A 25,754-nucleotide genomic window follows, 5' to 3' on the forward strand; every position below is an offset into this window, starting at 1 on the left:
CTAGTCAAAAATTTTCTGATTTTTCTGTGGAACTAACCCTGGGGCAAGTGAGTTAAAAGCCCGACTTCCTGTGGCGCGGGGGAGTCGATGGGGACCGCGCCTTTGAGCTAATATGCTGGATTCACTTCACCTGGACGCCGGTTCGGCTGTCTTGCCCTTGGCGCATGCCGAATTGCAAAGCGGCTCCCACGCTTCCATTTCGATCAAACGCCGTCAGTCAATTCTTTTTGTCACATCTGAGATCGCCGATTACATCAAGGCCGGCGGCCTCGGTGAGGTATCGGCGGCGTTGCCGCGCGCGCTTCGCCACCACTACGATGTTCGCATTCTCATTCCCGGATACCGTCAGGTTCTGTCGCAGATTGAAGACGTGGAGGAGATCGCCCGCCTGCCGGCCTCATTCGGCATTCCAGCCTGCGGCCTCGGCCGCGGCACCACGAAGGACGGCCTGACGGTTTATATTCTCCTATGTCCGGAACTCTATGACCGTGACGGTTCGCCCTACGTCGACAGCTTCGGCGCGGACTGGGGCGACAATGACATTCGCTTCGCACGCCTGGGGCTTGCAGCGGCCGACATCGCCTGCGGCTACGGCGATCCTTTATGGCGCGCCGATCTCCTGCACCTCAACGATTGGCCCTCCGGCCTCGCATCGGCGTACCTTGCCTGGCGTGGGCAACGCATCCCGACGATCCTCACCATTCATAATCTTGCTTATCAGGGCAACTTCGACAGGGGGCGCCTGTCCCATCTCGGCATTCCCGATGCGGCGTTTCAGGTCAACGGTGTCGAGTTCTATGGCAAGCTCTCGTTCCTGAAAGCCGGCATCTACTACTCGTCCCATATCACGACGGTAAGCTCCACCTATGCCAAGGAGATCACGCGTCCGGAATTCGGCTGCGGCCTCGATGGGCTTCTCAGAACGCGAGCCGAAGAGGGACGTCTCGACGGGATCATCAACGGCATCGATGCAAGTTGGGACCCGAGCACAGACCCTTACCTGGTCAGCCGTTTCTCGGCTGAGAATTGCCGAGGCAAGCGCGCTAACGCAAACACCGTGCGGAGAAGTTTCGGGCTGAACCTGTCATCCGGACCGCTCTTCGCGGTGGTGTCCCGTCTGGTTCATCAGAAGGGCGTGGATCTCGCCATCTCGGCGGCAGAAACCATTGTTTCGCAGGGCGGGCAGATTGCCGTCATCGGTCAGGGAGAGCCTCGCTTCGAAGCTGCATTGAAATCGCTCGCCAACCGTCATTCCGGATCCGTCGGTGTTAAGATTGGCTATGATGAGGGAGATGCCCGCCGCATGTATGCAGGCAGCGATTTCCTGCTCATGCCTTCGCGGTTCGAGCCCTGCGGCCTCAGCCAGATGTACGCGCAGAGGTTCGGCTCATTGCCGATCGCACATAAGACGGGTGGGTTGGCCGACACCATCGAGGATGGCGTCACAGGCTTCCTTTTCGGCGAGCCTTCGCTCAATCGGTTTATGGACGCCATCAGAAGAGGGCTCGACACCTTCCGCTCGACATCCCGTCTGACGGCCATGCGCCGTGCTGCGATGAAGAGGCCTCATGGCTGGGATCGCTCTGCGTCCCGCTATCAGGAGGTTTATGATCGTGCCTGCCAAGCGGCCTTGGCTTAACGTCCATCAGTTCTGATTGCATAATGTCTGTGATGAGCTGAATGACATTCAGCTCATTCTCATGTCGTCCTGAGCCATCACTCTTGCACATGCTCCAGTGATGCCGAAGGAAAATGAAGAACCCGTGGCTGCGGATAGCGGCCACGGGTTCTGTTCTGCAGCTAGAAAACTTTAGTCTTTGCCGCCCCCATTTCCGCCGCGACCGCCATCACCGCCCTTATCTCCACCCGGCCCGCGTCCACCACCGTTGCCGGGGTTAGACGGGTCGGAACCCTTGGGGCCATCAGGTTCGCCCTGGCTCGGCTCACCACCGTTGCCCAGGCCGTTGTTGCCCTTACTGCCGCCGTGGTCTGATCCCTTACCACCACCTTTGCCGCCGCCGTTTCCGCCAGCATTGCCAGGATTGGACGGGTCGGTGCCCTTCGGACCATCGGGCTCACCACGGTCTGGGCCATTGCCGATACCGTTGTTGCCCTTACCACCGGCTCCGCTATGGCCACCCGTTCCACCGTTGCCACCTGTACCACCGGTTCCGCCGTTGCCGTCGTCACCGTTGGTGCCGGTTCCGCCAGTGCTGCCCGTGCCGCCCGGCGTCTGACCATTGCCGGTCGATCCGCCCGTGCTGCCGTTGCTGCCGGTTCCTGAGTTGCCACGGCCTGCAACAGCGCCCCCACGGCTCGGAGCGCGTCCGTCGGTGACGGTCCCGGGCGAGCCGACGATCGGGCTGCCAACAATCGGGCTGCCGGCGCCGGGTGTGATCGCCGGGTTGCGCCCGATCGAGCCGGTCACTGCATCGCGCTGATCCGAGAGGCGATCCGTTCTGCGCAAGGCTTGAGGCCGGATGGCGCAAGTGCAGACCTCCTGCCCCTGCACGATCCGAAGGCGGCAGTCATGGTACATGGATGGGTTGGCGACGGCTGGTACGCATACCGGGCCAGGCCTGAGAGTCTGTGCATAGGACGGGGCCGCAAAACCAAGGATAAGGGCCGCGCCAGACAGAGCGAGAGCGTGCGAACGCTTCATGTGTTCACCTACAAGTTTGCCAATTTTGATGTGTAGCTGCCTATAGACAGCCTGCTTGGCTAAAAGACGCAGGTATAGGAATAACGTTCCCGAGGTCTGATAAAAATCTAATCGCTTAGGCAAAGGAACTTTTGTCGGCTATATAATTTGCTTGGCTTACATGAACTTGATGCTTAGCAATATGATTGAGTTATGCTTGGTATATAGCTTGGCTTATGAAAGCCAGCCAAAGAGCTTAGATCAAGGTTCAGCGAAGCGGCTCCCCTGATAGGCTTGTGCCATCTCAAGAATGCTGCCGAGCTTAGCCGAGAAAGCCGACCAGTCATCCTCAGCTGTGATGGGGCTCCAGATTGCCTCAACCTCATCGATGAGCATGGTGCAGGGAGCAGTCCGTTCAAAGTAGGGATGATCAAGGTTGACCCCTGTTCGCGGCTCATAGCCAGCGAGAGCTGAGCTGACAGCTCGAAAGGATTCATGAGCATAAAGAGCCGCTGACGGACTTGCCTCCGCACGTCGTGCGCTCAGGCTTCCGCCATACCAATCAAAGAAGGTTTGTTCGAAGGGAGCGCGAGTTTCGTGAAGGAAAGTCCATAGCGCCTTCGACAAGGCACCATCGTATTCGTAACCTCTGGACTCGAGTCCGAGGCGGCGCAGAATTGAATGCGCGAATTCACGATGAAGGGCAGGCTCGAAGGCGGCAAGCGCTTGTTCCAGAGCATTCTGCGGAGCCAGAGGGAGAAGGCATTCCGCCAGACGGTACAGGTTCCACAGCAGGGCGTCAGGCTGACGTCCAAAAGCATAGAGGCCCGTCTCGTCGAAATAGGCAGCTGTGAAAGCTGGATCGTAGTGCGGCAGGAAACGCCAGGGGCCGTAATCGAAGCTTTCTCCTGTGACATTGATGTTGTCAGTATTCAGCACGCCGTGCACGAAGCCGGCGGTCATCCACTGTGCTCCCATCCGGGCAACGCTCTGGCAGACATGCTCGAGAAAGGCCTCCGCACGTGCGGCTTCATTCTCGCGCCAGGCGTCGGGCAAGTAGGTCCGAATGGTATGATCGAGCAGCTTGCGGATGTTGTGGGGTTCATTGAGATACAGAAGGCGTTGGAATGTCCCAATGCGAATGTGGGAATGACTGAGCCGGACCAGAACGGATGAACGTGTGGGAGAGGGCTCGTCGCCTCTTTCGAGTTCCTCGCCTGTCTCGATCAGGCTGAAGGATTTCGATGTCTCGACCCCGAGGGCTTCCAGCATTTCCGTCGCAAGAATTTCCCGTATACCGCCCTTCAGCGTGAGCCTGCCGTCCGCATGACGAGACCAAGGCGTCTGACCGCTTCCTTTCGTGCCGAGATCGAGAAGCCTTTCATCCTCAGCATCCTTGAGCTGGGCGAAGAGAAATCCACGTCCGTCACCGAGATGAGGGTTGTAAGCTCGGAACTGGTGACCGTGATAGCGCAGCGCAAGCGGCTGCTCAAAACTTCCCGGAAGCGGTTTGAACTCACCGAAATGTTCGATCCACTCCTGGTCCGTCAGAACTCCGAGACCAACCCGTTCTGCCCAACGCTGGTTGCGGTAGCGCAGGATATGCTGCGGAAAGCTTGCCGGTTGAACGATGTCGTAGAAGTCGGGCCCGAGCTCCTCATGGCGCTTCGAGGCAGAAAAGACAGGAGCGTAGGGCATCCGGGCAACTCCATTCCATTCACCTGATCATAAAGCCAACAATGCTGAAATGTTCACCTGATCGGGTCGGTGCGGCGTATGCAATCCGGATGCTCCATAGAAAGCCATGGCGTTGGAGGAATCGACGAACTTAAAATTCAAGTGAGTTTGAGCTACAGAGTTTCAATCATGCATTGACGGGAGGTATTCGTCCCAAGCCGGTAAATTTTTTTAACCTCTGATCAGCATCCCAAAATCTCTTTGGTTCCCGAGTGTTCCGGTCGGTTGCTCAAGCTGCTACAGCCGATGCCGGAACGATCTTGCGCTCTGGTCTATTGGCTGACGCACCATCGTCTCTTAAGCTTCCCTTCAACGAAACAAGCGGGAGGCGGGTCTATGGCATTGAAGGATGTGCTGAGCCTTTGTGGACGGATCGGCTTGATCGTGGCTGCATTCACATTCGTTGCAGGAATCGTGGCGGGTCCCCTGCTGGAGAAGATCTTCTTCTCCCCTCTGACGGTGACGGAACGCACCGGACAACCTATTCTTCCGCCCGCCGATATTCTTTCCGAACAGCAGTCTGGAAAGCAGGGCTAACCACTTTTTAGAGACCTGTGGGGCATACCCACTTCATCGCCGATGCAGGCAGGAATGCAGCTCCTGACGGAGGGGAGGGCGCGATGAGCGACGATATGATTTTGCGGCAGGAAATCCGTTATTCCATCGGATATCTTCGCAGCATGATCGACAGCTATTCAGGACTTTATTCGGGAGAAAACCTCACGCGCGATGTCCTGCGTTTTTGCGATGAGATGGACTGCCCAGGATCTCCCCACCCGCGCCTGCAGGAGGCAAGGCGCATGGTAGAGGATCGCTGCAGACGGCTTGCTCAGGCGACGGATCGCTTCGCCCGGCGTGATCCGGCCTCGATTGCAACCTCACGGGCTCAAGCCATAGCCGCCATCGACATGCTCCAGGATGCGGTGTTCGAGGCACGCAAGTCCCGGATGCCCGTTCCGTCCTCGGGATGCCTGCTGCGCAGACAGGGCTCTTGACGGGCAAGCTTGTGAGGGTGTGGGCTGCTTACAAGCGCTTGGGTTTGATGGATGCCGTCGCCGGCACGTCGATGACTTCCGGCTCAGGCACAGGCTCGCTCTTCGGAACGTCGAGTCCATAGATATCATTCCGGAAATGCACCGTGCCATCTGCCGTCGCATATCCCGTCAGATAGACCCATGCGACCGGGATAGGCCTGTCGAGGCGGATATCCTGACGTGCCGTGCTGGCAATGGCAGCGTCGATGCCTGCTTTCGTCCATTGGCCTGATGGCCCATTGGTGCCGCGCAGCAGCCATTCAGCGAACTCGCCCACATCGGCAACACGAACACAGCCTGAGGAGTGATAGCGGATGTCCTGAGCAAAAAGCTGCTTCTTGGGTGTGTCATGCATGTAGACGGCATGCTTGTTCGGCATGTCGATGCGGATCTGTCCGAGGGAGTTGATCGCACCCGGATCCTGCCGAAGGGTGTAGTTGACAGCGTTCTGTGTCGACCAGTCGATCGTCTTCGGATCGACCTCCTGTCCCTTGGCGTCCAGAATGCGGATCTTCATCTTCTGCAGATAATCCGGATCCTTCCGCACATGAGGGATGATGTCCTTCTTGATCAGCGACACCGGCACGGTCCAGGTTGGATTGAGATTGACCGCCGTCACGCGCGTCTCGACAAGAGGCGACGGGCGATCGACCTTGCCGACGATCGCGACGTAGCGGCGCACGACCTGTCCCTGCTCGATTGCTTCCACAGCAGCGGACGGAATGTTGACGACGACATACCGATCACCAAAGGCAAAGATGGAACTTGCCAGCCGCTGCGCGGAAGCCGTGAGCTGGCGGTGACGCGTTGCCGCTGAAACGTTCAGTGCCTCCAGAGTCCTTGCTCGTACGGCGCCCGATTCGGATAGCCCATGGCGCGCCTGGAACCGTTTGACAGCGCCGGTGAGCGCGGCATCGAAAGCCGTGCTGGTCGAGAGGTCGGCGGAGAGGTCGCCCTCAAGGATGAGCCGTTGCCGAAGTATGGGGACCAGCGGCCCCTTGTCGCCTGCTTTCAAGACCGTTCCGACCGGGAGCGAAGGCCAACCACCCGCTTCGGCGATGCGCTTGTAGTTCCATGCCGCACGCATCGTGTTGATGAAGGTGCTTCCATCCAGGGTCGGTCGGTTGTCCTGCGAAATGGTTGCCACGGGGATCTGTGGCGGTGATGCCGGCAGCTCGGAACTTACAGAAGCCGGAAGTGCAGCTTTCTGCCGCAGCTCCATCCCTGCTACAGGTGCAGAGGTGCTCGGTGATGCTTGGGCCGGAGCGGCCGGGGACGTGGACTGAGAAGCAGCCCAGGCCCCGTTCGGGCTCCCCCATGGCGCGTGAAAGAAAAGGGCCAATCCAAGGCCGAAAGTAAGGCTTGTTGCATTCCGGTAGGTCATATCGGGACTATGGGCGAGGATGGTTTACAAAGTGCTGCAGCGGGTGAAGGCGATGAAACTGCAACTGGTCCAGGCCATATGCGTTGTCCCTGGCTTCAGCCCTCTCGCCGCACGAGTTTCTCCATGCACGTGACGCCCGCTCCCTCCGAGGACATTCGGCGGATCGACCTCACCTTGCCATCATCCATCGGTCTCCATGCCGTCCGGCTGATCGAGCAGTTCGCAAATACAGGCCAAGGGCAAATCATCTACGTATCGGAAGGGGAGAACCAGGCGGAGCAGCTTGCGCAAGCCCTGGCAGGTCTTGCCCCGGATCTAGACGTCTGTCTTCTGCCGCCATGGGATTGTCTTCCTTATGGCAGCGCATCGCCTTCCCGCGAGGCGATGGGACGACGCATGTCCGTCCTACGGCGCCTGAGCGAGCCGGCAAAAGGCCAGCAGGTGGTGATCGCCAGTGCTGCTGCCATCGTTCAGCGGGTGCCGCCGCAACATATCTGGCAAGAGGCGAGCTATCATCTCAGGAAGGGCGAGGTCTTCGCGCAGGCGGAGCTTGAAAACTATCTCGAGCGCGCAGGCTATATCCTCGACGAGAGAGTGGATGAACCCGGTGAGGCTGCTTTTCGCGGCCAAGTAGTCGATCTGTTCCCGGCGAGCAGTTCATTGCCCTACCGCATCGAGCATGATGGGCAGGTCATCACTGCTATCCGCTCGTACGATCCGGTTTCCCAGCGAACCGAAGCCGACGTCGAGAGCCTCGAACTGGATCCCGCATCCGAGATCTTGTTCGAGAGGAAGGTTGATGACAACGCCGCACCCGAACGATTCGATGGAATAGAGCATCAGCTGCCGGAATACTACCCGTCTCTCGAAACGGTTTTCGATTACTGGCCTGACGCTTCCGTCGTGATCGGCACAGGAGCGGCGGAGCGGCGCAAGCTTGTGATGGAGCAGGTTGCAGATGCACATGAAGCCCGCACAGCACTTCGGCCGGCGGGTGCGGTAAGAGGCTCTGCAATTGCTCCCGAGAAGCTCTTCATCGGAGATGAGGAGTGGCAGCAGATCCTGTTTGAACGCCGCTTGACATTCATCCACGCCTCGTCCCGAGAAGACTCACAGCGAAGTGTCATACCCCGTTTCGCAACGGCGACGAAGGCTTCACGGGCTCTTGCCAGCTTCATAGAAACGCAGGTCGGCAGCAATCGTAAAATCGTTCTCGTTGCCGCGACGAAGGATGATCTGAACCGTATGAAGCGCCGCGTTCAATCGATGCAGGTCAGCCCCGCAGCGGCCAGGAGCTGGAACGAGGTGATCGCAGGGGCATCGAAGAGTTCGTTTGCGCTTCAAGCCGATATCAAGAACGGTTTTATCGATGACAGAAGCGGGACTGCGGTCATCACCGCCTCCGATGTCCTCGGAAGCCGCGCATCGAGCGGGACGGGGCAGGAGATCAAGGCTGTCGCTCACCAGTTCACTGATTTGCATTTCCAAATCGGCGATGCGGTCATTCATATCGACCATGGACTTGGGCTGCTTGAAGGCACTGAAGCCATCAGCGTCGGCACCGAAGGCATGAGCGATGCGATCAGACTCACCTATGCCGGTGATACGACGCTCATGATCCCTGCTACAGAGATGAGGCGCGTGTGGCGCTATGGGCGAATGTCCGAATCTGTTCAGCTCGATAAGCTGAAAAGCGAATCGTGGTTGGCGCGACGGGCTGAGATAGAGGCCGAGATACGGGAGACGGCGGAACGTCTGAACAAACTGGTCAAAGCTCGCGAAGCGGTGCAGATGGAACCGCTCGTGCCGCCGACCCGCGAGTATGAACGCTTCGTGGCCCGCTTCCCGTACTCGGAAACATCGGACCAGTTGCGCGCCATTGAAGACGTTCTTGATGATCTGGCTTCGAGCCATCCCATGGACCGTCTCGTCTGCGGCGATGTGGGATTCGGAAAGACCGAGGTTGCCCTGAGGACCGCTGCAGTTGTGGCGCTTTCAGGGAGGCAGGTGGCGGTAATCGCTCCTACCACGGTCTTGGCACGCCAGCATGTGAGAAGTTTCCAGAGGCGCTTTGCAGGCTTCGGCATCGAGGTGGCTCATCTGTCCCGGCTCGTGACGGCGGCCGAGGCTCGGCATGTGAAGAAAGGCTTGGCTGACGGGTCCGTGCGGATCGTGATTGGAACCCATGCACTGGCCGCCAAGGGTATTGCTTTCAATGACCTCGGTCTTGTCATCATAGACGAGGAGCAACGGTTCGGTGCGGCTCACAAGGCGAAGCTCCGGGCGATGGCGTCGGGCGGGCACGTGCTGACCCTGACCGCGACGCCCATTCCGCGAACCTTGCAGGCTGCCTTGGTGGGGCTGCAGGAGCTGAGCGTCATCGCAACGCCTCCGGCCCGGCGGCAGCCCATCCGTACGTTCCTCACGGCGTTTGACCCTGCGACCCTTCGTCAGGCGCTCATGCGGGAGCGACGCCGGCGCGGACAAAGCTTTGTGGTCTGCTCACGCGTGGAAGACATCGAACCGATGCGTGAGGAACTGGCAAGGATCGTGCCTGAATTGAAGGTTGTCGTGGCACATGGACAGATGCCGCCCGCAGAGACCGACGAGGCCATGGTCCGGTTTGCGGATGGCGAAGGCGATGTTCTGCTCGCCACGAACATCATCGAGAGTGGTCTTGATGTTCCCCGCGCCAATACCATGCTGGTGTGGCGGGCCGATCGTTTCGGTTTGTCTCAGCTCCATCAGCTGCGAGGACGCGTCGGGCGCGGTCGCATTCGAGGTACTGCCTATCTGCTGACGGAGCCAGGGCAGGAGTTGCCCAAAGCAACCGAGAAGCGTCTGCGCACATTGGAAGCTCTCGATCGCCTCGGAGCCGGTTTCGCCATCAGCGCACAGGATCTCGATCAGCGCGGGGCCGGAACCCTCCTCGGTGAGGAGCAGGCGGGACATATGAAGCTGATTGGAGCGGATCTCTACCAGCACATGCTGAGGCGTGCGCTGCGCGGGCAGACCTATGAGGATGAGTGGACGCCTGAATTCAACATCGGTCTGACAGGTTCGATTCCGGTCGATTATGTGAACGAGCCGGAAGTTCGGATCAACCTCTACGCCCGGCTTGCACGGATGGGGCCCTCTGAAGCGATTGATGACCTGGAGGAGGAAATCGAAGATCGCTTCGGCCCGATCCCGGAAACTCTAAAGAATCTGCTGGCTCTCACGGGCATGAGGCAGCTCTGTCATCGTCTTGGAATTGCCCGAATCGACGCTGGCCCCCAAGCAATCGCCCTGACCTTCAGGCCGGGAGCCGCTGAAAGGCTTCCGTTGGAGGATTTGATCGGCTCATCACAAGGAGAGATGCACTGGAGCGGAGAGAGGCTCATCTCTGCAGCGTCGGACGAGGATCCAGAGAAGCGTCAGAAGCGTATCCTGGACTTGCTTGCCCGCCTGGAGCCATGAGTAAGACAGTAGGCTGCAGTTTGATTCATATGCATTATCTGCGAACGGATTCAGCCCACAGGACTTATCCCTCAAAATGACACTCAGCGTGAGGAGCCCATGACCTCGGAGGAAATCAAAGAACTGAATGCGGCGCGGGAGAGCCTCGTGAAGCGGCGCCGGGAAATGGCCCGGCAGCTTTCCGAGGCGCCGCTTCCATCCGTCGAAATGGCTGAAGAGCTCACCAAGATCCTTGTCGCCATCGAGGTCCTGGATCGCGCCCTCAACGAAGCGGGCCACCCCTATATGAGCCAGGGCGTCGTCGACCAGCTCCGAGCTGAAGGCTAGGGCATCAAACCCAAAAGTGGATGTGCACTTTTGGGATCACTCTCGTGCTCCATTCCTTGATGAGCGCCTCAAGGACGCAGTCTCCCGACGACATCGAAGCCGATCTCCGTCCTCGGCTTGAGCACCAGCACTTCTCCCTCGCTAGGGAAGATGCCGGTCAATGCCGTGATGTTGACCTGATGGGTCACAAGCACCAGAACTCCGTTTGAGCGCCAGCCCTCGACGATCTGGCGGAGAGCATGTGTCTGGGCAGGTTCCTGCTCGCGCCCCGAGAAGAATGAATCCAGGGGAGCCGCCGCTTCCGTCATGGATCCGAAGGCCAGGCGGGCCGTATCCAGGGAGCGGCACCATCGGCTTGAGAGCACCCGCTCGACAGGGATTTGCCGTGCTCTGAACTGCTCTCCTGTGCGTTGGGCCTGCTGCCTGCCTTCTGCGGAGAGATTGCGTTGGGTCGCGCAATCATCGAGCCGGAAATCAGCCGGGTCGCCTGTTCCGGGCGCGCGGGCGTGACGAAGCAGAGCCACCGCGCCTCCCTGCCGGAGCGCCTGCCAAGCTTCATCGGAGGCGCGGCCGGGTTGCGTCCAGCCTGCCAGCATAAGGATCACAAGAGCCACCGCTAACGGCATGGCAAGCCTCCGAAGCGACAGCCAAGCTGCCTCAATGTTGTCTCATAAAGCAGGCCTACAGGTCTCAAAGACAAACGGCACCGGAGCGAATCTACGGCCCCGGAAACGCCGACAAGTAGCAGAGGGGCATATTCAATGATATCCATCACACGTATGGCCGCTATGGGCCTCGTCACAGGTCTCGCGATCCTTCAGGCTGACGCTGCGCTGGCAAGGCCTGTCCACCCGTTCGTTCTGACCTCCGAGCGGATGTCGCAGCTGCAGCAGATCAACAGCCATGTAAACAGCACCATCCGCGAGGTCTCGGATCTGGAGCAGTATGGCCGCGAAGATGTATGGACGCTGCCGACCAGCGGCAAGGGAGATTGCGAGGACTTCGCGCTTCTGAAGCGCAAGATGCTGGTTGAACGCGGCTGGCCCTCGTCAGCTCTGTCCATCACCGTTGGAGCGACGGCGCAGGGCGAGGCTCATGCGGTGCTGATGGTGTCGACCGCGCAAGGGCAGTATATCCTCGACAATCTCACCTCGTCGATCCTCAGCCCTGAGCGGACAGGCCATGTGTTCCACGCAAGGCAATCGGGCCGCGGCTGGATTTCGGCGTCAGGAGAGAGGACAAGCGAGCCGGTTGCCGATCTGCCGGTTGCGCAGATCATCACGCGTGGAAGGCGCGGCTGATTCCTGGACGCCGGCCTGTCAGGCCTGTGCGCTCAATTCGACGAGGATATCCACCAGCGAATCTGCCGGGTCCGCCAAGCCTGCGATGACATCGAAATGGTGAGCGCCCGTCACCTCGTGATAGCGGGCTGTCACTCCTGCCTTACCCCAGGTGTCGACGATGGCACGGGACTGGCGCAGGAATTCGCTGCTTTCCGCACCGCCGACAACGGCGACGAGATGGCCGCCTTCAGGCGGCGCCCACTCGAGCGGGCTCAGGCGGTGCGCCTCCTCGATCGTGAGTCCGAGAGCCCTGTTGATCGAGGTTGGCACAAGGGGCGGAAGATCGAACAATCCGGAAATCGGCATCGCCGCGCGGATGGGACGCTGCTGCGGGTTGAGCCGCGCCATCAGACAGGCCGCCAGATGTCCGCCAGCCGAGTGCCCCGTAGCGACGATGGGGCGGCCCGTTCGCTGCATGACAAAATCAGCTGCCCTTTCGATCTCGGAGACGATATCGGCGAGTTTGGCTGCTGGGGCGAGCGTATAGCTCGGCACCGCCACCGTTAGACCACGCTCGTTGGCACCACGGGCGAGATGACTGGAGGAGGACTTGTCGAAGGCTTGCCAGTATCCGCCATGAATGAAAAGCACGACCGGACCGCCCGCATCGCCGCTCTGCGAGTGGAAGAGATCGAGCCGGTGCCGCTCGCTGGTTCCATAGGAAACATCGAGCTCGCAGCGTGCCATCTCGCGATACGCAGCGGCATCCCGCTGCCAGCCTGCGATATGTGTGGGATATTCCGGCACCCGCGCCCGGTTGTTGTACTCGGCCTCGAGGTCGAGATCTTCGGATGCCATAGCATTCATCCCTAGACGTGCAGATACCGGTCCTTCAGGCTGGTATCGGTCATGAGTTCTTCGCTGGTTCCCGTCCAGACCGAGCGGCCCTTCTCGACGATTACGTGGCGGTCGGCGAAGGTTGCCAGCACTCCCACGTTCTTGTCGATGACGAGGATCGACTGGCGCTCACCCTTGAGGCGTTTGAGACAGGTCCAGATCTCGGCGCGGATCAACGGCGCCAGTCCTTCGGTCGCCTCGTCCAGGATGAGCAGCTTCGGGTTCGTCATCAAGGCGCGTCCGATGGCCAGCATCTGCTGCTCGCCCCCTGACAGCTGCGTCCCGAGATTGCTCCGTCGCTCCTTCAGGCGCGGGAACAGGTCGTAGACGGTATCGAGTGTCCAGCGGCGCGAACCCCTGCGTGCAGAGGCCGTAGCGACGAGGTTTTCCTCGACCGTCAGGGTCGGGAAGATCTGCCGTCCTTCCGGCACCAGTCCGATGCCGGTCTGCGCAATCCGATAAGGCGCAAACCCCGTCACGACAGCGCCGTCGAAGCGCACCTCGCCGCCGCGCGGGCGCAGGAGGCCCATGATCGATCGCACGGTGGTGGTCTTGCCCATGCCGTTGCGGCCGAGCAGCGTCACCACCTCGCCGGCACCGACATCGAGCGAAATGTCGAACAGGACCTGGGCTGCGCCGTAGGAGGCCTGAAGCTGCCGGACCGAAAGCATCAGACCAACTCCTCTTCGCCGAGATAGGCGGCGCGTACCTCGGGATTAGCTCTGATCCGCTCCGGCGTATCGGTGGCGATGAGGCGCCCATAGACAAGAACGGAGACGCGGTCGGCGAGGGAGAAGACCGCGTCCATGTCATGCTCGATGAGAACGACCGTCAAGCGATTCTTCAGGCGGCGCAAGGTCTCGACGACGCGCTGGGATTCGTCATGCCCGGTTCCGGCCAGGGGCTCGTCGAGCAGGAGCAGCTTCGGCTCGGTCGCAAGGCCGATGGCGAGCTCCAGCTGGCGCTTCTCCCCGTGTGAGAGAAGGCCCGCGGGGATGTGGGCGCGTGCCCCAAGCCCGACCTCGCTGAGACATTCCATCGCCGGATCGTTCAGCTTTTTCTCCTGCGAGGCATTGCCGAAGAAGCGGAAGCTTGAGCCGGAGCGGGCCTGAGCCGCAAGGGCGACGTTCTCCAGGGCTGAGAATCCGGGCAGGATGGACGTGATCTGAAACGATCGAGCCAATCCACAATTGACCCGCTGCGGCATGGTGAGGTGCGTGATGTCCTCGCCAGCGAACAGGATCTGCCCCGAATTGGATGGCAGCATCCCTGAGATCTGGTGGATGAGGGTCGTCTTCCCCGCACCGTTGGGACCGATGATGGCATGCAGCTCGCCAGGCGCAACCGAAAGGCTGACATCGTCGGTGACGACGAGGGCGCCGTAATTCTTCCGCAGACTGCGAAGCTCGAGCAGCGGTTCAGCCATGATGCGGCCTCCGCAGCAGGCCCATGATCCCGCCTCTGACGAACAGCACGATCAGGATGAGCAGGGGCCCGAACACCATCTTCCAGTTCTCGGCGAGATGCGCTCGCGTTTCCTCGCCGAGAAAGAAGCTCGAAGCATGCAGGATCTCGGGCAGGAACTCTTCCAGCAGCAGGAAGGCGGCGGCACCGATGATGGCTCCATGCAGAGAGCCGAGCCCGCCGAGCACGACCATGAAGATCAGCTCGCCCGAACGCTGCCACGTCATGAAGGCAGGGCTGACGAACTCCGCCTGATTGGCCAGAAGACATCCGGCCAATCCCGCCATCATGCCGCTGATGACATAGGCCGCGAGCTGAAAGCGGAAGGGCTGGAAGCCGATGGCTTCCATGCGGACGGAGTTCTCCCGCGTCCCGCGCAGGACCCGGCCAAAGCGGGAGGCGACGATCGACCGCGAGAGAGCGTAGGCTCCGACTAGGCAGACCAGGCAGAGCCAGTAGAAGGTGAAATCGTTCTCAAGCCAGTCGGTTCCGGCGACAAGGCTGCGGGATGCCAGGGTCATGCCATCGTCGCCGCCATAAGCCGCGAGCGATGTTGCTAGGAAATACAGCATCTGCCCGAAGGCGAGGGTGATCATGATGAAATAGACGCCCTTGGTCCGCAGGGAGATGGCGCCCGTGAATAATGCGAACACGGCTGACGCGAGGAGGGCGACGGGGATCTGAACGAGGGCATCCTCGAAACCATGGCTTGCCAGGATGCCGACCGTATAGGCGCCGAGGCCGAGAAACGCCGCATGGCCGAAGCTCACAAGGGCGCCGTAGCCGAGGATGAGGTCGAGAGCCATGGCAGCAATGCCGAAGATCATCACCCGCGTCAGCAGGGACAGGACATAGCCTTCCGCACCGGAGAAGGTGGCGAGGAGCGGCGCTGCTGCGAAGGCGGCAAAGAGCACGAGGGGAACGATCTCGAACCGCGTCGTGAACGACGTGGCAGGAGCGGATTGGGTCTCGGCGATCTCAGTCATGGCTGCGCCCTCAGCGCTTTACGGGAAACAGCCCGGAGGGGCGGAAGAACAGGATGGCTGCCATGAAGATGTAGATCAGCATCGGTGCGATGGCGCGTCCGGTCTGACTCGCGGCGGCTGGATCTAGGACGAGGCGCAGCAGGTTCGGCGCGAAGGAGCGGCCGACCGTATCGACCAGGCCGATCAGGAGAGCGGCCAGGAAGGCGCCGCGGATCGAGCCGATGCCGCCGATGACGATGACCACGAAGGCGAGGATGAGGATGTTGTCGCCCATGCCGGGCTCGACGGACAGGATCGGAGCCACCATGGCGCCAGCGAAGCCCGCAAGCATGGCGCCGAACCCGAACACCACCATGAACAGCCGCTGGATATTGACGCCGAGCGCCGAGACCATGGCAGCATTGCTGGCGCCAGCGCGCACCAGCATGCCGACGCGCGTGTGATTGACCAGAACATAGAGCAGGGCGGCGACCACGAGGCCGGCCGCGATAATGGCAAGGCGATAGACCGGATAGAGCAGGCCGTTGGCGATCTCCACCGAGCCGGAGAGCAGTTCGGGCACGGGGACGCTTAAGGGAGCCGCGCCCCAGACGAACCTGACACCCTGGTTCAGGAACAGGATCACGCCGAAGGTTGCCAGCACCTGGTCGAGGTGATCGCGGTCATAGAGGTGTCTGAACACCAGGACCTCAAGCAGGAGACCGAAAGCCAGCGCAGAGGGAAGGGCAAGCAAAAGGGCCCAGCCGAAGCTCCCGGTCCAGGCGCTGAACGCCGCGACCAGATAGGCGCCGACCATGTATTGCACGCCGTGAGCCAAGTTGATGAAGTCCATCACCCCGAAGACCAGGGTCAAGCCGGCGGCGATGAGGAAGAGAATGAGGCCGAACTGAAGGCCGTTCAGAGCCTGGACGAAGAAGAGGGTTGCTGTCATCGGCGCGTCACTGGCTGCAGGCCTGCATCAACCGAGCCTCCGCTCGCATGCCCTCAGGCGAGGGCATCATGAAAGGTGCATTGAAAGAGACGGCCTGTCCCAGCATTCTCCGAGACAGGCCGCGTCAGCCAAATAGACTTAGTTCGTCGGCGCGCATTCCTTTGCGTAGGCGTCCGTGTAGTTGTCGAACACCTTCTCGGCGATTTCCGTCTGAAGCTTACCATCTGGACGCTTGGCCGCCTTCACCAGATAGAAGTCCTGGACCGGGAAGCCGTTGGCGCCGAACTTGAAGTCGCCGCGCAGGGATTTGAACTCGGCCTTCTGGATGGCGGCGCGCAAAGCATCCTTGTTGTCCGTCTTGCCGCCGGTGGCCTTGAGGGCGGAATCGATCAGGAGAGCTGCATCATAGGAATGCATGGCATAGGAGGCCGGAACCGCGTTGTAGGCGGCTTCGTAGGCGGCCACGAACTTCTTGTTCTCCGGCGTGTCCATGTTCGGAGCCCAGTTCGACCCGCTGAGCATGCCGATGGCGGCATCCTGCTGCGCCGGCAGGTTGGTCTCGTCCACGGTAAAGGCGGAGAGAAACGGGATGCGGTCGGCAAGACCCGCTGCGCGGTATTGCTTGACGAGGTTCACGCCCATGCCGCCCGGCATGAAGGTGAAGATCGCATCCGGCTGCATGGAGGCGATCTTCGCAAGCTCGGACTGGAAGTCGAGGGTGTTGAGAGGAGTGTAGGATTCCTCGACAATCTCGCCCTTGTAATGGCGCTTGAACCCGGCCAGCGCATCCTTGCCGGCCTGATAGTTCGGCGCTAGCAGATAGACCTTCTTATAGCCGCGGTCCTGCGCCACCTTGCCGAGAACCTCATGGTTCTGATCGTTCTGATAGGATGTCGCGAAGAAGTAGGGGTTGCAGCTCTTGCCGGCGAGGTTCGACGGGCCGGCATTCACGCTGATGTAGAATGTCTTGGAATCGACGATCGGCTTGTGGGTGGCGACCGCCACGTTCGAGAAGATCGGGCCGACGACGAAGTCCACCTTGTCGCGTTCGATGAGGCCTTTGACCTTCGTCACGGCAACATCAGGCTTCAACTCGTCGTCGACGACAATCACCTCGACATCGCGTCCACCGAGCTTGCCGCCCAGATCCTTGACGGCGAGCTGGAAGCCGTCCCGCGCATGCTGGCCGAGCACGGCCGAGGGGCCGGAGAGGGTCAGCAGCAGGCCGACCTTCAGCTTTTCCTGCGCCATGGCCGGCGCTGCAGCCAAAGTCACGGCCGCTGCAAGGCCAAGGGTTTTGATCGTTCCGTTCATCATGGTCTCCCGGGTGGCTGTTCCCTGCGCACGTTTGCCGTGCTTTGAGTGATTGTATCCGGCGGGACGCGAGGCGCCTCGACGGAAGGGGCGGCGCTACTGTGCCGCAAAACGTTTCTGCCGAACACTCCCTTTGTTGGAGCCTTCGCACTGGCATCCTCAAACTTTGGGATTGCCAAGTATTGTTTTAAGTTTAAAATAATTTCCGGCTTCTTCAAGCGGATTGTTTCGCAGAGGAAGGTCGGTGGGATGACAGCTGCGTGAGGAGCGGGACGAGGGAGCCCGAGGAGCGCCTTCATGGCCTCCAAGCATTGGGCCCGGCCCGTCGAATGCGCAGCCTTGCTCTCCTGCTCCACAATCGAACGGAGGAGCGGACGATGGCGGACACGGCACATGTGGATACCTTCGCGAGAGACAACCTTCCGCCTCGGGATCAGTGGCCGACATTCATCTTGAACCGTCCCGAGCTGCAATATCCGGAGCGGCTCAACTGTGCCGTGGCTTTCCTCGATCGATGGGTCAATGAGGGCAGGGGCGACGAGCCCTGCCTGATCAGTCCGGCCGAGACACTGACCTATCGTGAGCTCCAGGATCGGGTGAACCGAATCTGCAACGTGCTGGTCCAGCGGCTCGGCTTCGTGCCGGGCAGCCGGGTTCTCCTGCGCTCCGCCAACAATCCGATGATGGTGGCGGCTTATCTCGCCGTGCTGAAGGCCGGCGGCGTCGTGGTCGCCACCATGCCCCTGCTGCGCGCGAGGGAGATCGCGTTTCCGCTGACCAAGGCCAGGATCACCATCGCTCTCTGCGACCATCGCCTCGCGGAGGATATGGAACGCGCCAGGACCATGGCGCCTGATCTGCAGCACGTGGTGTATTGGGGTACTGGCACGCCCGACAGTCTCGAGGCTTTGATCGCCGAGGCCTCGCCTGAATTCACCGCCGTCGACACGGCGGCGGACGACGTGTGCCTGATCGGCTTCACCTCGGGCACGACCGGCGAGCCGAAGGGCACCATGCATTTCCATCGCGACATGCTGGCGATCTGCGATGCCTATTCCCGCAATGTGCTGCGGCCCGGGCCGACCGACCGCTTCATTGGCTCACCGCCGCTCGCCTTCACGTTCGGGCTCGGCGGCATCGTACTCTTCCCCATGAGGGTGGGGGCCTCGACCGTGCTGCTGGAGAAGGCAGGTCCCGACGATCTTCTGCCGGCGATCATGCAGTACAAGGCCACCATATGCTTCACGGCACCAACGGCCTACCGCGCCATGCTGTCGAAACTGGAAGGCTACGACATTTCATCCTTGCGCAAATGCGTCTCCGCCGGCGAGCCCCTGCCGAAAGGCACCTTCGAGGCCTGGAGGGATGCGACGAACATTCGGCTGATGGATGGAATCGGTGCGACCGAGATGCTGCACATCTTCATCGCCGCCACCGAGGAGGAGATCCGCCCCGGAGCCACCGGCAAGCCCGTCCCGGGATACGAGGCGAAGGTCATCGACGAGGAGGGGCGCGACCTGCCGCCCGGCAGCCTCGGCCGCCTGGCCGTCCGCGGTCCGACTGGCTGCCGTTACCTCGCCGACGAGCGGCAGCGCAAATACGTGCAGGATGGTTGGAACGTCACCGGCGACACCTACCTCATGGATGAGGACGGGTACTTCTGGTATCAGGCACGCTCCGACGACATGATCATCTCCGCAGGCTACAATATTGCGGGTCCAGAGGTCGAGGCAGCGCTTCTCACGCATGCGGCGGTGGCCGAATGCGGCGTGGTGGGCGCGCCCGATGACGGGCGCGGAACGGTCGTCAAGGCCTATGTGGTGTTGCACCCCGGCCATGCCCCAGGCGCCGATCTAACCAAGGCGCTCCAGGACCACGTAAAGGCGGAGATCGCTCCTTATAAGTACCCTCGCATCATCGAGTATGTGGATGCCCTGCCTCGGACCCAGACCGGCAAGCTTCAGCGCTTCGAACTGCGCCGCATCGCTCAGGAGGCTCCAAAGCCTCAGGAGGCGATGAGCGCCTGACCCCCGAGCCGGTGCGACTGCGCAGGTTGATTGGTAATTGTTTTAAGCTTAAAATAAATTCGCAACTCGGGTAGGGACCTCATGAAGACGGCGATCATCGGCGGCGGCCCTGCAGGGCTCTATTTCGCGATCCTGCTGAAGAAGTTCAGGCCGGAATCCGACATCACGGTCTATGAGCGCAACCGGGCCGACGAGACCTTCGGGTTCGGCGTCGTCTTCTCCGATGCGACCCTGGACAATTTCGAGAAGTACGATCTTCCGAGCTATCAGCGCATCACCCGTGAGTTCGCCTATTGGGATGACATCGCGATCCACTTCCGGGGAACCGAGCACCGGATCGGCGGCAACGGATTCTGCGGCTGCTCGCGCCGCACGCTGCTCCTGATCCTGCAGGACCGGGCGGAGGAGCTCGGCGTCGAACTGCGCTACGATGTGGATGTCGATGACGAGAGCTTGTTCGCGGATGCCGACCTCGTCGTCGTGGCCGACGGCATCAACAGCCGGTTCCGGGACCGGTATGCGGAGCATTTCCAGCCTGAGGTGGATCTGCGGCCCAACAAGTTCGCCTGGATGGGATCAACCAAGCCACTCGACGCCTTCACCTTCATCTTCCAGGAGACCGAGTGGGGGCCGTTCATCGCGCACGCCTATCAATATGAGGCGAACCGCTCGACCTGGGTGTTCGAGACTGACCCGGAGACCTTCGAGCGGGCTGGGCTGAAGGACAAGAGCGAGGCGGAATCTGCAGCGCTCATGGAAGAGATCTTTGGCTGGTTCCTCGGTGGGCACCGGATCCTCACCAACCGTTCGATCTGGCGCAACTTCCCGATGATCCGCAACAAGCGCTGGGTCATGGGCAACAAGGTGCTGCTCGGCGACGCCAAAGCCTCGGCGCATTTCTCCATCGGCTCGGGCACGAAGCTCGCGATGGAGGATGCCATCGCGCTCTATGAGGCCTTCCGGCGCGATCCGGGCGTCGAGGGTGCGCTGGCGCTCTACGAGACGGGGCGGCGCGAGGAGGTCGAGAAGACCCAGCATGCGGCCGACGTATCGCTGGTCTGGTTCGAGCATGTGGCGCGCTTCTGGGATTTCGACCCCGTCCAGTTCGCCTTCGGCGTCATGACCCGCGCCAAGGCGATCACCTATGACAACCTCCGCCTGCGGGCGCCCGAATTCGTGGCCGCCGTCGACCGGACCTTTGCAAAGCAGGTGCGCCGGCACGGGTTCGACGTATCGGTCGACAATCCGAACGTGCCGATGTTTCAGCCCTTCCGCCTGCGCGAGATGGTCGTCGCCAACCGGGTTGTGGTGTCGCCGATGGATATGTACTCGGCGAAGGATGGGGTGCCGAACGATTTCCATCTCGTTCATTACGGTTCGCGCGCGACAGGCGGCGCGGGCTTGGTCTTCACGGAAATGACCTGCGTGTCACCCGAGGCCCGCATCACGCTCGGCTGCACGGGCTTGTGGAACGACGAGCAGGAGGCCGCCTGGAAGCGGATCGTCGATTTCGTTCATGCAAACTCGGGGACGAAGATCTGCCTGCAGCTCGGCCATTCAGGCCGGAAAGGCGCCACCAAGCTCATGTGGGAGGGCATCGATCGGCCGCTGGAGGAGGGCGCCTGGGATATCTGCTCCGCATCGCCCATTCCCTATTTTCCGGACAGCCAGGTTCCGCGCGAAGCCACGCGTGCCGAGCTGGAAACCATCAAGCTGCAGTTCGTCGAGGCCGCCCGAAGGGGTGAGCGGGCCGGCTTCGACATGCTCGAACTCCACTGCGCCCACGGATATCTGCTGGCGAGCTTCATCTCGCCGCTCACCAACCATCGGACCGACGAATATGGCGGCTCCCTCGAGAACCGGCTGCGGTATCCGCTTGAGGTGTTCGATGCCATGCGTGAGGTCTGGCCTGCGCACAAGCCCATGTCCGTGCGCATTTCCGCAACCGACTGGGCAGAGGGCGGGGTCACCGGCGAGGAGGCGGTCGAGATCGCTCGTGCCTTTGCGGAGCATGGGGTCGATCTCGTCGATGTCTCGACGGGACAGACTGTGCGCGAGGCGCGGCCGATCTACGGTCGTATGTTCCAGACGCCGTTCTCCGATCAGGTGCGCAATGAGGCGCGGGTTGCCACGATGTGCGTCGGCAACATCACGGCGGCCGATCAGGTGAACACGATCCTCGCCGCAGGCCGGGCGGATCTCGTCGCACTTGGCCGGCCGCATCTCGTCGATCCGTTCTTCACCATGAAGGCGGCAGCCTGGTACGGCGCCGCCAACATTCATTGCCCGCCGCAATATCACGCCGGAAGGGATCAGATCTTCCGCAACTCCGTGCGGGATCGGCAGGATCTGGAAGAACTGAAGGTGAAGGCGAAGCCTAAGACCCGGGCCGAGTTGAAGATGGAGGCCGGTGAGAAGCCTCTCGCGGCGGAATGAGAGAACCATGACAAATCTCAAGGGGCGGCATGCATTGGTTACTGGCGGCGGTCGCGGAATCGGCAGGGCGATCGCATCGTGCCTCGTGAAGGCTGGTGCGACCGTGACCATCGTCGGGCGTAACCCCAGACAGCTCGAGCAGGCCATCATGCAGGGCGATGCGCATGCCGCAGCGGTGGCCGATGTCACGGATGCGCAGAAGGTTCAGTCCGCATTGCAGGAAGCCGTCTCGCGTTACGGGCCGATTGATCTGATGATCGCCAATGCAGGAGCAGCGGCTTCGGCGCCCTTCATGAAGTCAGGTCCGGAGATCTTCCGGCAGATGCTGGACGTGAACCTGCTTGGCGTCACGAACGTGGCTCAGGCCGTGCTCGGCTCCATGACGGAGCGCGGCTTCGGGCGTATTATCGCCGTTGCCTCGACGGCGGGCCTCAAGGGATATCCCTATGTCAGCGCCTATTGCGCGGCCAAGCATGCGGTTGTCGGCTTCGTTCGGGCCCTGGCTCTCGAGACATCGAGGACCGGCATCACCGTGAACGCCGTCTGCCCCGGTTTCACGGACACGGATCTCGTGGCAGAGAGTCTTGAAAGGATCATGGCTAAAACCAACCGGACCCGTGACGAGGCATTAAACGAGCTCGTAAAGCACAACCCGCAGGGAAGACTCATCGACCCGTCTGAAGTGGCCGCTGCAGTGCTCTGGCTCTGCAGCGAGGGAGCACGGTCCGTAACCGGGCAGGCCATCGTTGTGGCCGGGGGAGAGATCTAGGATGGACGATCAGGCCATTCCGCTCGATGCCGAAACGAAGGCGGTCGAGATGCCGGAGGATCACAGGGAGGAGCTGCGCCTCTGGTTGCGCCTTCTCACCTGCACCACCCTCATCGAAGGGGACGTGCGCCGCCGCCTGCGCGAGCGGTTCGATGTCACCTTGCCTCGCTTCGACCTGATGGCGCAGCTCGACAAGGTGCCGGACGGCATGACGTTGTCTGATCTCTCCAAACGGATGATGGTCTCGAACGGCAATCTGACCGGGCTTGTGGACCGGCTCGTCGCCTCCGGTCATGTCGTGCGCACCGTTTCTCCGACGGACCGGAGGGCTACTGTCATTAGCCTGACGGACAGCGGTCGTGCGGAGTTCCGCACCATGGCGGCTGAGCATGAATTCTGGATTGCCGACCTGTTCGGCGATCTCACGGCCAGAGACCGGGGCGACCTCATGCGGCTTCTTGGAAAGACCAAGCTGTCGGCGCGCCGCGCCATCAAGGGAGAGGCCCAGTGATCCAGTTCGCCAATTCCGTCACGCTCCCGCTCAACACCTATGAGCCGCGCCACTTCCTGTTGTCATTGGACGGGCCCGTAGCGACGGTCACGCTCAATCGACCGGATAAGAAGAATCCTCTCACCTTCGAGAGCTATCGCGAACTGACGGACTTCTTCCACGCCTGCGCGAAAGACGAGGATGTCAAAGCCATCGTCGTGACCGGCGCAGGAGGAAATTTTTCGTCCGGTGGCGACGTCTTCGAGATCATCGGCCCGCTGGTCGAGATGGACACCAAGGGGTTGACTGCCTTCACGCGCATGACCGGGGAGCTGGTCAAGGCCATGCGGGCGGCGCCGCAGCCCGTGATCGCTGCTGTCGAGGGCATCTGTGCCGGAGCAGGCGCCATCATCGCCATGGCGTCCGACATCCGCCTTGCGGCACCCGGAGCCAAGGTGGCCTTCCTGTTCAACAAGGTGGGTCTTGCGGGCTGCGACATGGGTGCCTGCGCCATCCTTCCCCGCATCATCGGGCAGGGACGAGCCTCGGAGCTGCTCTACACGGGGCGCTTCATGAGTGCGGAGGAAGGCGAGAGGTGGGGCTTCTTCAGCCGGCTCGTCGAAGCCGGACAACTCCTGGATGAGGCGCGCGATCTGGCTCAGATGATCGGCACGGGCCCAACCTATGCCAACGCCATGACGAAGCGCATGCTCGCCATGGAATGGGCCATGTCGGTGGAGGAGGCCATCGAGGCCGAGGCCGTGGCACAGGCTCTGTGCATGACGACGGAGGATTTCGCCCGCGCCTATCGCGCCTTCGCCGCGAAGGAAAAGCCGGTCTTCAAGGGAGATTGACGTGATCGACGCGAGCTTTCTCTCCTGGCCGTTCTTCGAGGCCCATCACCGGCAGTTTGCCGAAGGCTTGCGGGAATGGGCTGCAAGGGAGGTTCATCCCCTTATCGAGCATCATGATGTGGATGCCTCCTGCCGCCGTCTCGTGCGCCGTCTGGGCGAAGGCGGATGGCTCAAGGCTGTCGTGCCGCAGGCCTATGGCGGCCTCTCGCCGGCCTTCGATGTGCGGACCCTGTGCCTGGCCCGCGAAACTCTGGCCTGTCAGGATGGTCTGGCGGATTTCGCCTTTGCCATGCAGGGCCTCGGCACGGGACCGATCACCCTGTTCGGGTCCGAGTCGCTGAAGGAAAGGTATCTACCGCCGGTCGCGCGCGGGGAGGCCATCGCAGCCTTCGCGCTGTCGGAGCCGGACGCCGGATCGGATGTGGCCGCCATGAGCACAACGGCCGTGATGGACGGGCCGGATTATGTCCGCCTCGACGGGGTGAAGACCTGGATCTCGAATGGCGGCATCGCGGATCATTATGTCGTCTTTGCACGGTCCGGCGAAGCGCCCGGCGCGAAAGGCCTTTCGGCCTATGTGGTCGATGCGCAGATGCCCGGATTGACGATTGAGAACCGGATCGATGTCATCGCGCCACATCCGCTCGCCACAATCCGGTTCGAAGGCTGCCGGGTGCCGCTCACGCAGCGAGTCGGAGGTCCGGGAGAGGGGTTCAAGGTCGCCATGGCGACCCTCGACGTGTTCCGCGCGACAGTCGGTGCCGCCGCGCTCGGACTGGCCCGCCGCGCTCTGGCCGAAGCGCTGCAACACGCCTCGTCCCGCAAGCTCTTCGGGGCTCCTTTGGGCGAGTTGCAGCTGACGCAGGCAGCCCTGGCGGATATGGCAACCGGTGTCGACAGCGCCGCGCTTCTCGTGTACCGGGCCGCCTGGACCAAGGACCAGGGTGCGGAACGCGTAACCCGCGAGGCTGCCATGGCGAAGATGTACGCCACGGAAGAGGCGCAGCGTGTGATCGACAGGGCCGTCCAGATCTTCGGCGGCCTCGGCGTGACCAAAGGCGTCAAGGTCGAGGAGCTCTACCGGGAGATCAGGGCTCTGCGGATCTACGAAGGAGCCACGGAGGTCCAGAAGATCGTGATTGCGCGTGAGCTCCTGAAGATGCTCGCACAGCAATCCAAGCATTAAGGAGTGGATGCCGATGACAGCTGCTGTTGGGGATACCCCTTTGCCTGCTGCCGATCACGGGCCTGAGGCGCTCAATCCAAAGCATTGGCCGATCCCTAAAGGCTATGCGAACGGCATGATGGCCGAAGGCAGGATCGTGGTCACCGGCGGCATCGTCGGCTGGGATGAGGCCTGCTCCTTCGCCGATGGCTTCGTCGCGCAGGCCCGCCAGATCTTCGAGAACATCCGTGCTATCCTGGCGGAAGGAGGCGCCGAGCCTCGCCATCTGGTGCGGCTGACCTGGTATGTGGTCGACATCGACGAGTACCTCGCGAACCTGCGGGAGCTTGGCCGGGCGTACCGGGAGGTGTTCGGCACCCATTACCCGGCCATGGCCCTCGTCCAGGTGGTGCGCCTCGTCGAAAAGGCGGCTCGGCTCGAAATCGAAGCAACCGCCGTCGTTCCTCATGGGAGATGAGTCATAGGGGCTCGATTGTCCTCCCAAGGCGTCGATGAGAGAGTGAAGCCGGCCATGTGTTGGAAGGCTCCATCCGTT

At 61.5% G+C, this 25,754-nt stretch carries 23 protein-coding genes; 13 read left to right on the top strand and 10 right to left on the bottom strand.

Features of this window, described 5'->3' with window-relative positions; translation table 11 throughout:
* Window positions 1-112: 112 nt before the first annotated feature.
* The gene (gene glgA, locus ILT44_RS09620) at window positions 113-1,639 is read left to right on the top strand and encodes a glycogen synthase GlgA (protein WP_204239350.1); all 1,527 of its coding nucleotides are present in this window, start codon (window positions 113-115) and stop codon (window positions 1,637-1,639) included.
* A 171-nt stretch (window positions 1,640-1,810) separates the two neighbouring features.
* Here glgA and ILT44_RS09625 read toward each other — a convergent pair whose 3' ends face one another.
* On the bottom strand, window positions 1,811-2,662 hold the full coding sequence (locus tag ILT44_RS09625; protein ID WP_204239351.1) for a hypothetical protein: 852 nt from the start codon (window positions 2,660-2,662) through the stop codon (window positions 1,811-1,813).
* Window positions 2,663-2,902: 240 nt separating this feature from the next.
* On the bottom strand, window positions 2,903-4,339 hold the full coding sequence (locus tag ILT44_RS09630; protein ID WP_204239352.1) for a protein adenylyltransferase SelO: 1,437 nt from the start codon (window positions 4,337-4,339) through the stop codon (window positions 2,903-2,905).
* 375 nt (window positions 4,340-4,714) lie between these two features.
* Between ILT44_RS09630 and ILT44_RS09635 the strand changes: the two genes are divergently transcribed.
* Both ILT44_RS09635 and ILT44_RS09640 read left to right on the top strand, forming a co-directional pair.
* Entirely contained in the window at window positions 4,715-4,915 is a 201-nt protein-coding gene (locus ILT44_RS09635) for a hypothetical protein (RefSeq protein ID WP_204239353.1), read from the top strand.
* An 83-nt stretch (window positions 4,916-4,998) separates the two neighbouring features.
* Complete coding sequence (locus ILT44_RS09640) at window positions 4,999-5,373, top strand: hypothetical protein (protein WP_204239354.1); 375 nt, start codon at window positions 4,999-5,001, stop codon at window positions 5,371-5,373.
* A gap of 28 nt (window positions 5,374-5,401) precedes the next feature.
* Here the strand turns inward: ILT44_RS09640 and ILT44_RS09645 are convergent, their stop codons facing one another.
* Complete coding sequence (locus ILT44_RS09645; protein ID WP_204239355.1) at window positions 5,402-6,559, bottom strand: L,D-transpeptidase family protein; 1,158 nt, start codon at window positions 6,557-6,559, stop codon at window positions 5,402-5,404.
* Window positions 6,560-6,919: 360 nt separating this feature from the next.
* On the opposite strand from ILT44_RS09645, the gene mfd reads away from it, so the two are divergent.
* Entirely contained in the window at window positions 6,920-10,255 is a 3,336-nt protein-coding gene (mfd, locus tag ILT44_RS09650) for a transcription-repair coupling factor (protein ID WP_204239356.1), read from the top strand.
* Window positions 10,256-10,354: 99 nt separating this feature from the next.
* On the top strand, window positions 10,355-10,582 hold the full coding sequence (locus ILT44_RS09655) for a hypothetical protein (protein WP_204239357.1): 228 nt from the start codon (window positions 10,355-10,357) through the stop codon (window positions 10,580-10,582).
* 68 nt (window positions 10,583-10,650) lie between these two features.
* Here ILT44_RS09655 and ILT44_RS09660 read toward each other — a convergent pair whose 3' ends face one another.
* Window positions 10,651-11,208, bottom strand: coding sequence for a histidine phosphatase family protein (locus ILT44_RS09660; RefSeq protein ID WP_204239358.1), 558 nt, complete (start codon window positions 11,206-11,208; stop codon window positions 10,651-10,653).
* Window positions 11,209-11,343: 135 nt separating this feature from the next.
* Here ILT44_RS09660 and ILT44_RS09665 point away from each other — a divergent pair, with 135 nt between their 5' ends.
* Window positions 11,344-11,883 (top strand): transglutaminase-like cysteine peptidase, encoded by a 540-nt coding sequence (locus tag ILT44_RS09665; protein ID WP_204239359.1) that lies wholly within the window; start codon window positions 11,344-11,346, stop codon window positions 11,881-11,883.
* 18 nt (window positions 11,884-11,901) lie between these two features.
* Here the strand turns inward: ILT44_RS09665 and ILT44_RS09670 are convergent, their stop codons facing one another.
* The 6 genes from ILT44_RS09670 to ILT44_RS09695 all read right to left on the bottom strand — a co-directional run bounded on the left by ILT44_RS09670 (window position 11,902) and on the right by ILT44_RS09695 (window position 17,457).
* Window positions 11,902-12,723 carry an alpha/beta hydrolase gene (locus tag ILT44_RS09670; RefSeq protein ID WP_204239360.1) on the bottom strand — a complete coding sequence of 274 codons (822 nt, stop codon included), beginning with the start codon at window positions 12,721-12,723 and terminating at the stop codon, window positions 11,902-11,904.
* Between the two features lie 11 nt (window positions 12,724-12,734).
* Window positions 12,735-13,433 carry an ABC transporter ATP-binding protein gene (locus ILT44_RS09675; RefSeq protein ID WP_204239361.1) on the bottom strand — a complete coding sequence of 233 codons (699 nt, stop codon included), beginning with the start codon at window positions 13,431-13,433 and terminating at the stop codon, window positions 12,735-12,737.
* Window positions 13,433-14,188 carry an ABC transporter ATP-binding protein gene (locus ILT44_RS09680; RefSeq protein ID WP_204239362.1) on the bottom strand — a complete coding sequence of 252 codons (756 nt, stop codon included), beginning with the start codon at window positions 14,186-14,188 and terminating at the stop codon, window positions 13,433-13,435. The genes ILT44_RS09675 and ILT44_RS09680 overlap by 1 nt, the downstream gene beginning before the upstream one ends.
* Complete coding sequence (locus ILT44_RS09685) at window positions 14,181-15,212, bottom strand: branched-chain amino acid ABC transporter permease (protein WP_204239363.1); 1,032 nt, start codon at window positions 15,210-15,212, stop codon at window positions 14,181-14,183. Before ILT44_RS09685 ends, ILT44_RS09680 begins: the two co-directional genes overlap by 8 nt.
* A gap of 10 nt (window positions 15,213-15,222) precedes the next feature.
* Window positions 15,223-16,143 carry a branched-chain amino acid ABC transporter permease gene (locus ILT44_RS09690; RefSeq protein WP_204239364.1) on the bottom strand — a complete coding sequence of 307 codons (921 nt, stop codon included), beginning with the start codon at window positions 16,141-16,143 and terminating at the stop codon, window positions 15,223-15,225.
* Between the two features lie 138 nt (window positions 16,144-16,281).
* Window positions 16,282-17,457: an ABC transporter substrate-binding protein gene (locus ILT44_RS09695; RefSeq protein WP_204239365.1), complete on the bottom strand. Its 1,176-nt coding sequence runs from the start codon at window positions 17,455-17,457 to the stop codon at window positions 16,282-16,284.
* 377 nt (window positions 17,458-17,834) lie between these two features.
* On the opposite strand from ILT44_RS09695, the gene ILT44_RS09700 reads away from it, so the two are divergent.
* From ILT44_RS09700 to ILT44_RS09730, 7 genes are all read left to right on the top strand, one after another.
* Window positions 17,835-19,484, top strand: a complete 1,650-nt coding sequence (locus ILT44_RS09700) for a benzoate-CoA ligase family protein (protein WP_204239366.1) — start codon at window positions 17,835-17,837, stop codon at window positions 19,482-19,484.
* 81 nt (window positions 19,485-19,565) lie between these two features.
* Window positions 19,566-21,920, top strand: a complete 2,355-nt coding sequence (locus ILT44_RS09705) for a bifunctional salicylyl-CoA 5-hydroxylase/oxidoreductase (protein WP_204239367.1) — start codon at window positions 19,566-19,568, stop codon at window positions 21,918-21,920.
* 7 nt (window positions 21,921-21,927) lie between these two features.
* Complete coding sequence (locus tag ILT44_RS09710; RefSeq protein ID WP_204239368.1) at window positions 21,928-22,689, top strand: SDR family NAD(P)-dependent oxidoreductase; 762 nt, start codon at window positions 21,928-21,930, stop codon at window positions 22,687-22,689.
* Between the two features lies 1 nt (window position 22,690).
* Window positions 22,691-23,200 carry a MarR family winged helix-turn-helix transcriptional regulator gene (locus ILT44_RS09715; RefSeq protein WP_204239369.1) on the top strand — a complete coding sequence of 170 codons (510 nt, stop codon included), beginning with the start codon at window positions 22,691-22,693 and terminating at the stop codon, window positions 23,198-23,200.
* Window positions 23,197-24,033 carry an enoyl-CoA hydratase family protein gene (locus tag ILT44_RS09720; RefSeq protein ID WP_204239370.1) on the top strand — a complete coding sequence of 279 codons (837 nt, stop codon included), beginning with the start codon at window positions 23,197-23,199 and terminating at the stop codon, window positions 24,031-24,033. The genes ILT44_RS09715 and ILT44_RS09720 overlap by 4 nt, the downstream gene beginning before the upstream one ends.
* A 1-nt stretch (window position 24,034) precedes the next feature.
* The gene (locus ILT44_RS09725) at window positions 24,035-25,219 is read left to right on the top strand and encodes an acyl-CoA dehydrogenase family protein (RefSeq protein ID WP_204239371.1); all 1,185 of its coding nucleotides are present in this window, start codon (window positions 24,035-24,037) and stop codon (window positions 25,217-25,219) included.
* Window positions 25,220-25,232: 13 nt separating this feature from the next.
* A complete protein-coding gene (locus ILT44_RS09730; protein WP_204239372.1) occupies window positions 25,233-25,676 on the top strand; it encodes a RidA family protein in 444 nt (147 codons plus the stop codon).
* The last annotated feature ends 78 nt before the right edge of the window (window positions 25,677-25,754 follow it).

The sequence above is a fragment of the Microvirga arvi genome (genome assembly GCF_016892765.1).
Classification (GTDB): Bacteria; Pseudomonadota; Alphaproteobacteria; order Rhizobiales; family Beijerinckiaceae; genus Microvirga; species Microvirga arvi.

Bases quoted from the DNA above. Each gene is read 5' to 3' on its own strand.
- ILT44_RS09635 (WP_204239353.1), top strand. From the start codon at position 4,715: ATGGCATTGAAGGATGTGCTGAGCCTTTGTGGACGGATCGGCTTGATC.
- ILT44_RS09675 (WP_204239361.1), bottom strand. From the start codon at position 13,433: ATGCTTTCGGTCCGGCAGCTTCAGGCCTCCTACGGCGCAGCCCAGGTC.
- ILT44_RS09680 (WP_204239362.1), bottom strand. From the start codon at position 14,188: ATGGCTGAACCGCTGCTCGAGCTTCGCAGTCTGCGGAAGAATTACGGC.
- ILT44_RS09660 (WP_204239358.1), bottom strand. From the start codon at position 11,208: ATGCCGTTAGCGGTGGCTCTTGTGATCCTTATGCTGGCAGGCTGGACG.
- ILT44_RS09690 (WP_204239364.1), bottom strand. From the start codon at position 16,143: ATGACAGCAACCCTCTTCTTCGTCCAGGCTCTGAACGGCCTTCAGTTC.
- ILT44_RS09670 (WP_204239360.1), bottom strand. From the start codon at position 12,723: ATGGCATCCGAAGATCTCGACCTCGAGGCCGAGTACAACAACCGGGCG.
- ILT44_RS09705 (WP_204239367.1), top strand. From the start codon at position 19,566: ATGAAGACGGCGATCATCGGCGGCGGCCCTGCAGGGCTCTATTTCGCG.
- ILT44_RS09630 (WP_204239352.1), bottom strand. From the start codon at position 4,339: ATGCCCTACGCTCCTGTCTTTTCTGCCTCGAAGCGCCATGAGGAGCTC.
- ILT44_RS09625 (WP_204239351.1), bottom strand. From the start codon at position 2,662: ATGAAGCGTTCGCACGCTCTCGCTCTGTCTGGCGCGGCCCTTATCCTT.
- ILT44_RS09655 (WP_204239357.1), top strand. From the start codon at position 10,355: ATGACCTCGGAGGAAATCAAAGAACTGAATGCGGCGCGGGAGAGCCTC.
- ILT44_RS09695 (WP_204239365.1), bottom strand. From the start codon at position 17,457: ATGAACGGAACGATCAAAACCCTTGGCCTTGCAGCGGCCGTGACTTTG.
- glgA (WP_204239350.1), top strand. From the start codon at position 113: ATGCTGGATTCACTTCACCTGGACGCCGGTTCGGCTGTCTTGCCCTTG.
- ILT44_RS09665 (WP_204239359.1), top strand. From the start codon at position 11,344: ATGATATCCATCACACGTATGGCCGCTATGGGCCTCGTCACAGGTCTC.
- ILT44_RS09715 (WP_204239369.1), top strand. From the start codon at position 22,691: ATGGACGATCAGGCCATTCCGCTCGATGCCGAAACGAAGGCGGTCGAG.
- ILT44_RS09640 (WP_204239354.1), top strand. From the start codon at position 4,999: ATGAGCGACGATATGATTTTGCGGCAGGAAATCCGTTATTCCATCGGA.
- ILT44_RS09730 (WP_204239372.1), top strand. From the start codon at position 25,233: ATGACAGCTGCTGTTGGGGATACCCCTTTGCCTGCTGCCGATCACGGG.
- ILT44_RS09685 (WP_204239363.1), bottom strand. From the start codon at position 15,212: ATGACTGAGATCGCCGAGACCCAATCCGCTCCTGCCACGTCGTTCACG.
- mfd (WP_204239356.1), top strand. From the start codon at position 6,920: ATGCACGTGACGCCCGCTCCCTCCGAGGACATTCGGCGGATCGACCTC.
- ILT44_RS09700 (WP_204239366.1), top strand. From the start codon at position 17,835: ATGGCGGACACGGCACATGTGGATACCTTCGCGAGAGACAACCTTCCG.
- ILT44_RS09710 (WP_204239368.1), top strand. From the start codon at position 21,928: ATGACAAATCTCAAGGGGCGGCATGCATTGGTTACTGGCGGCGGTCGC.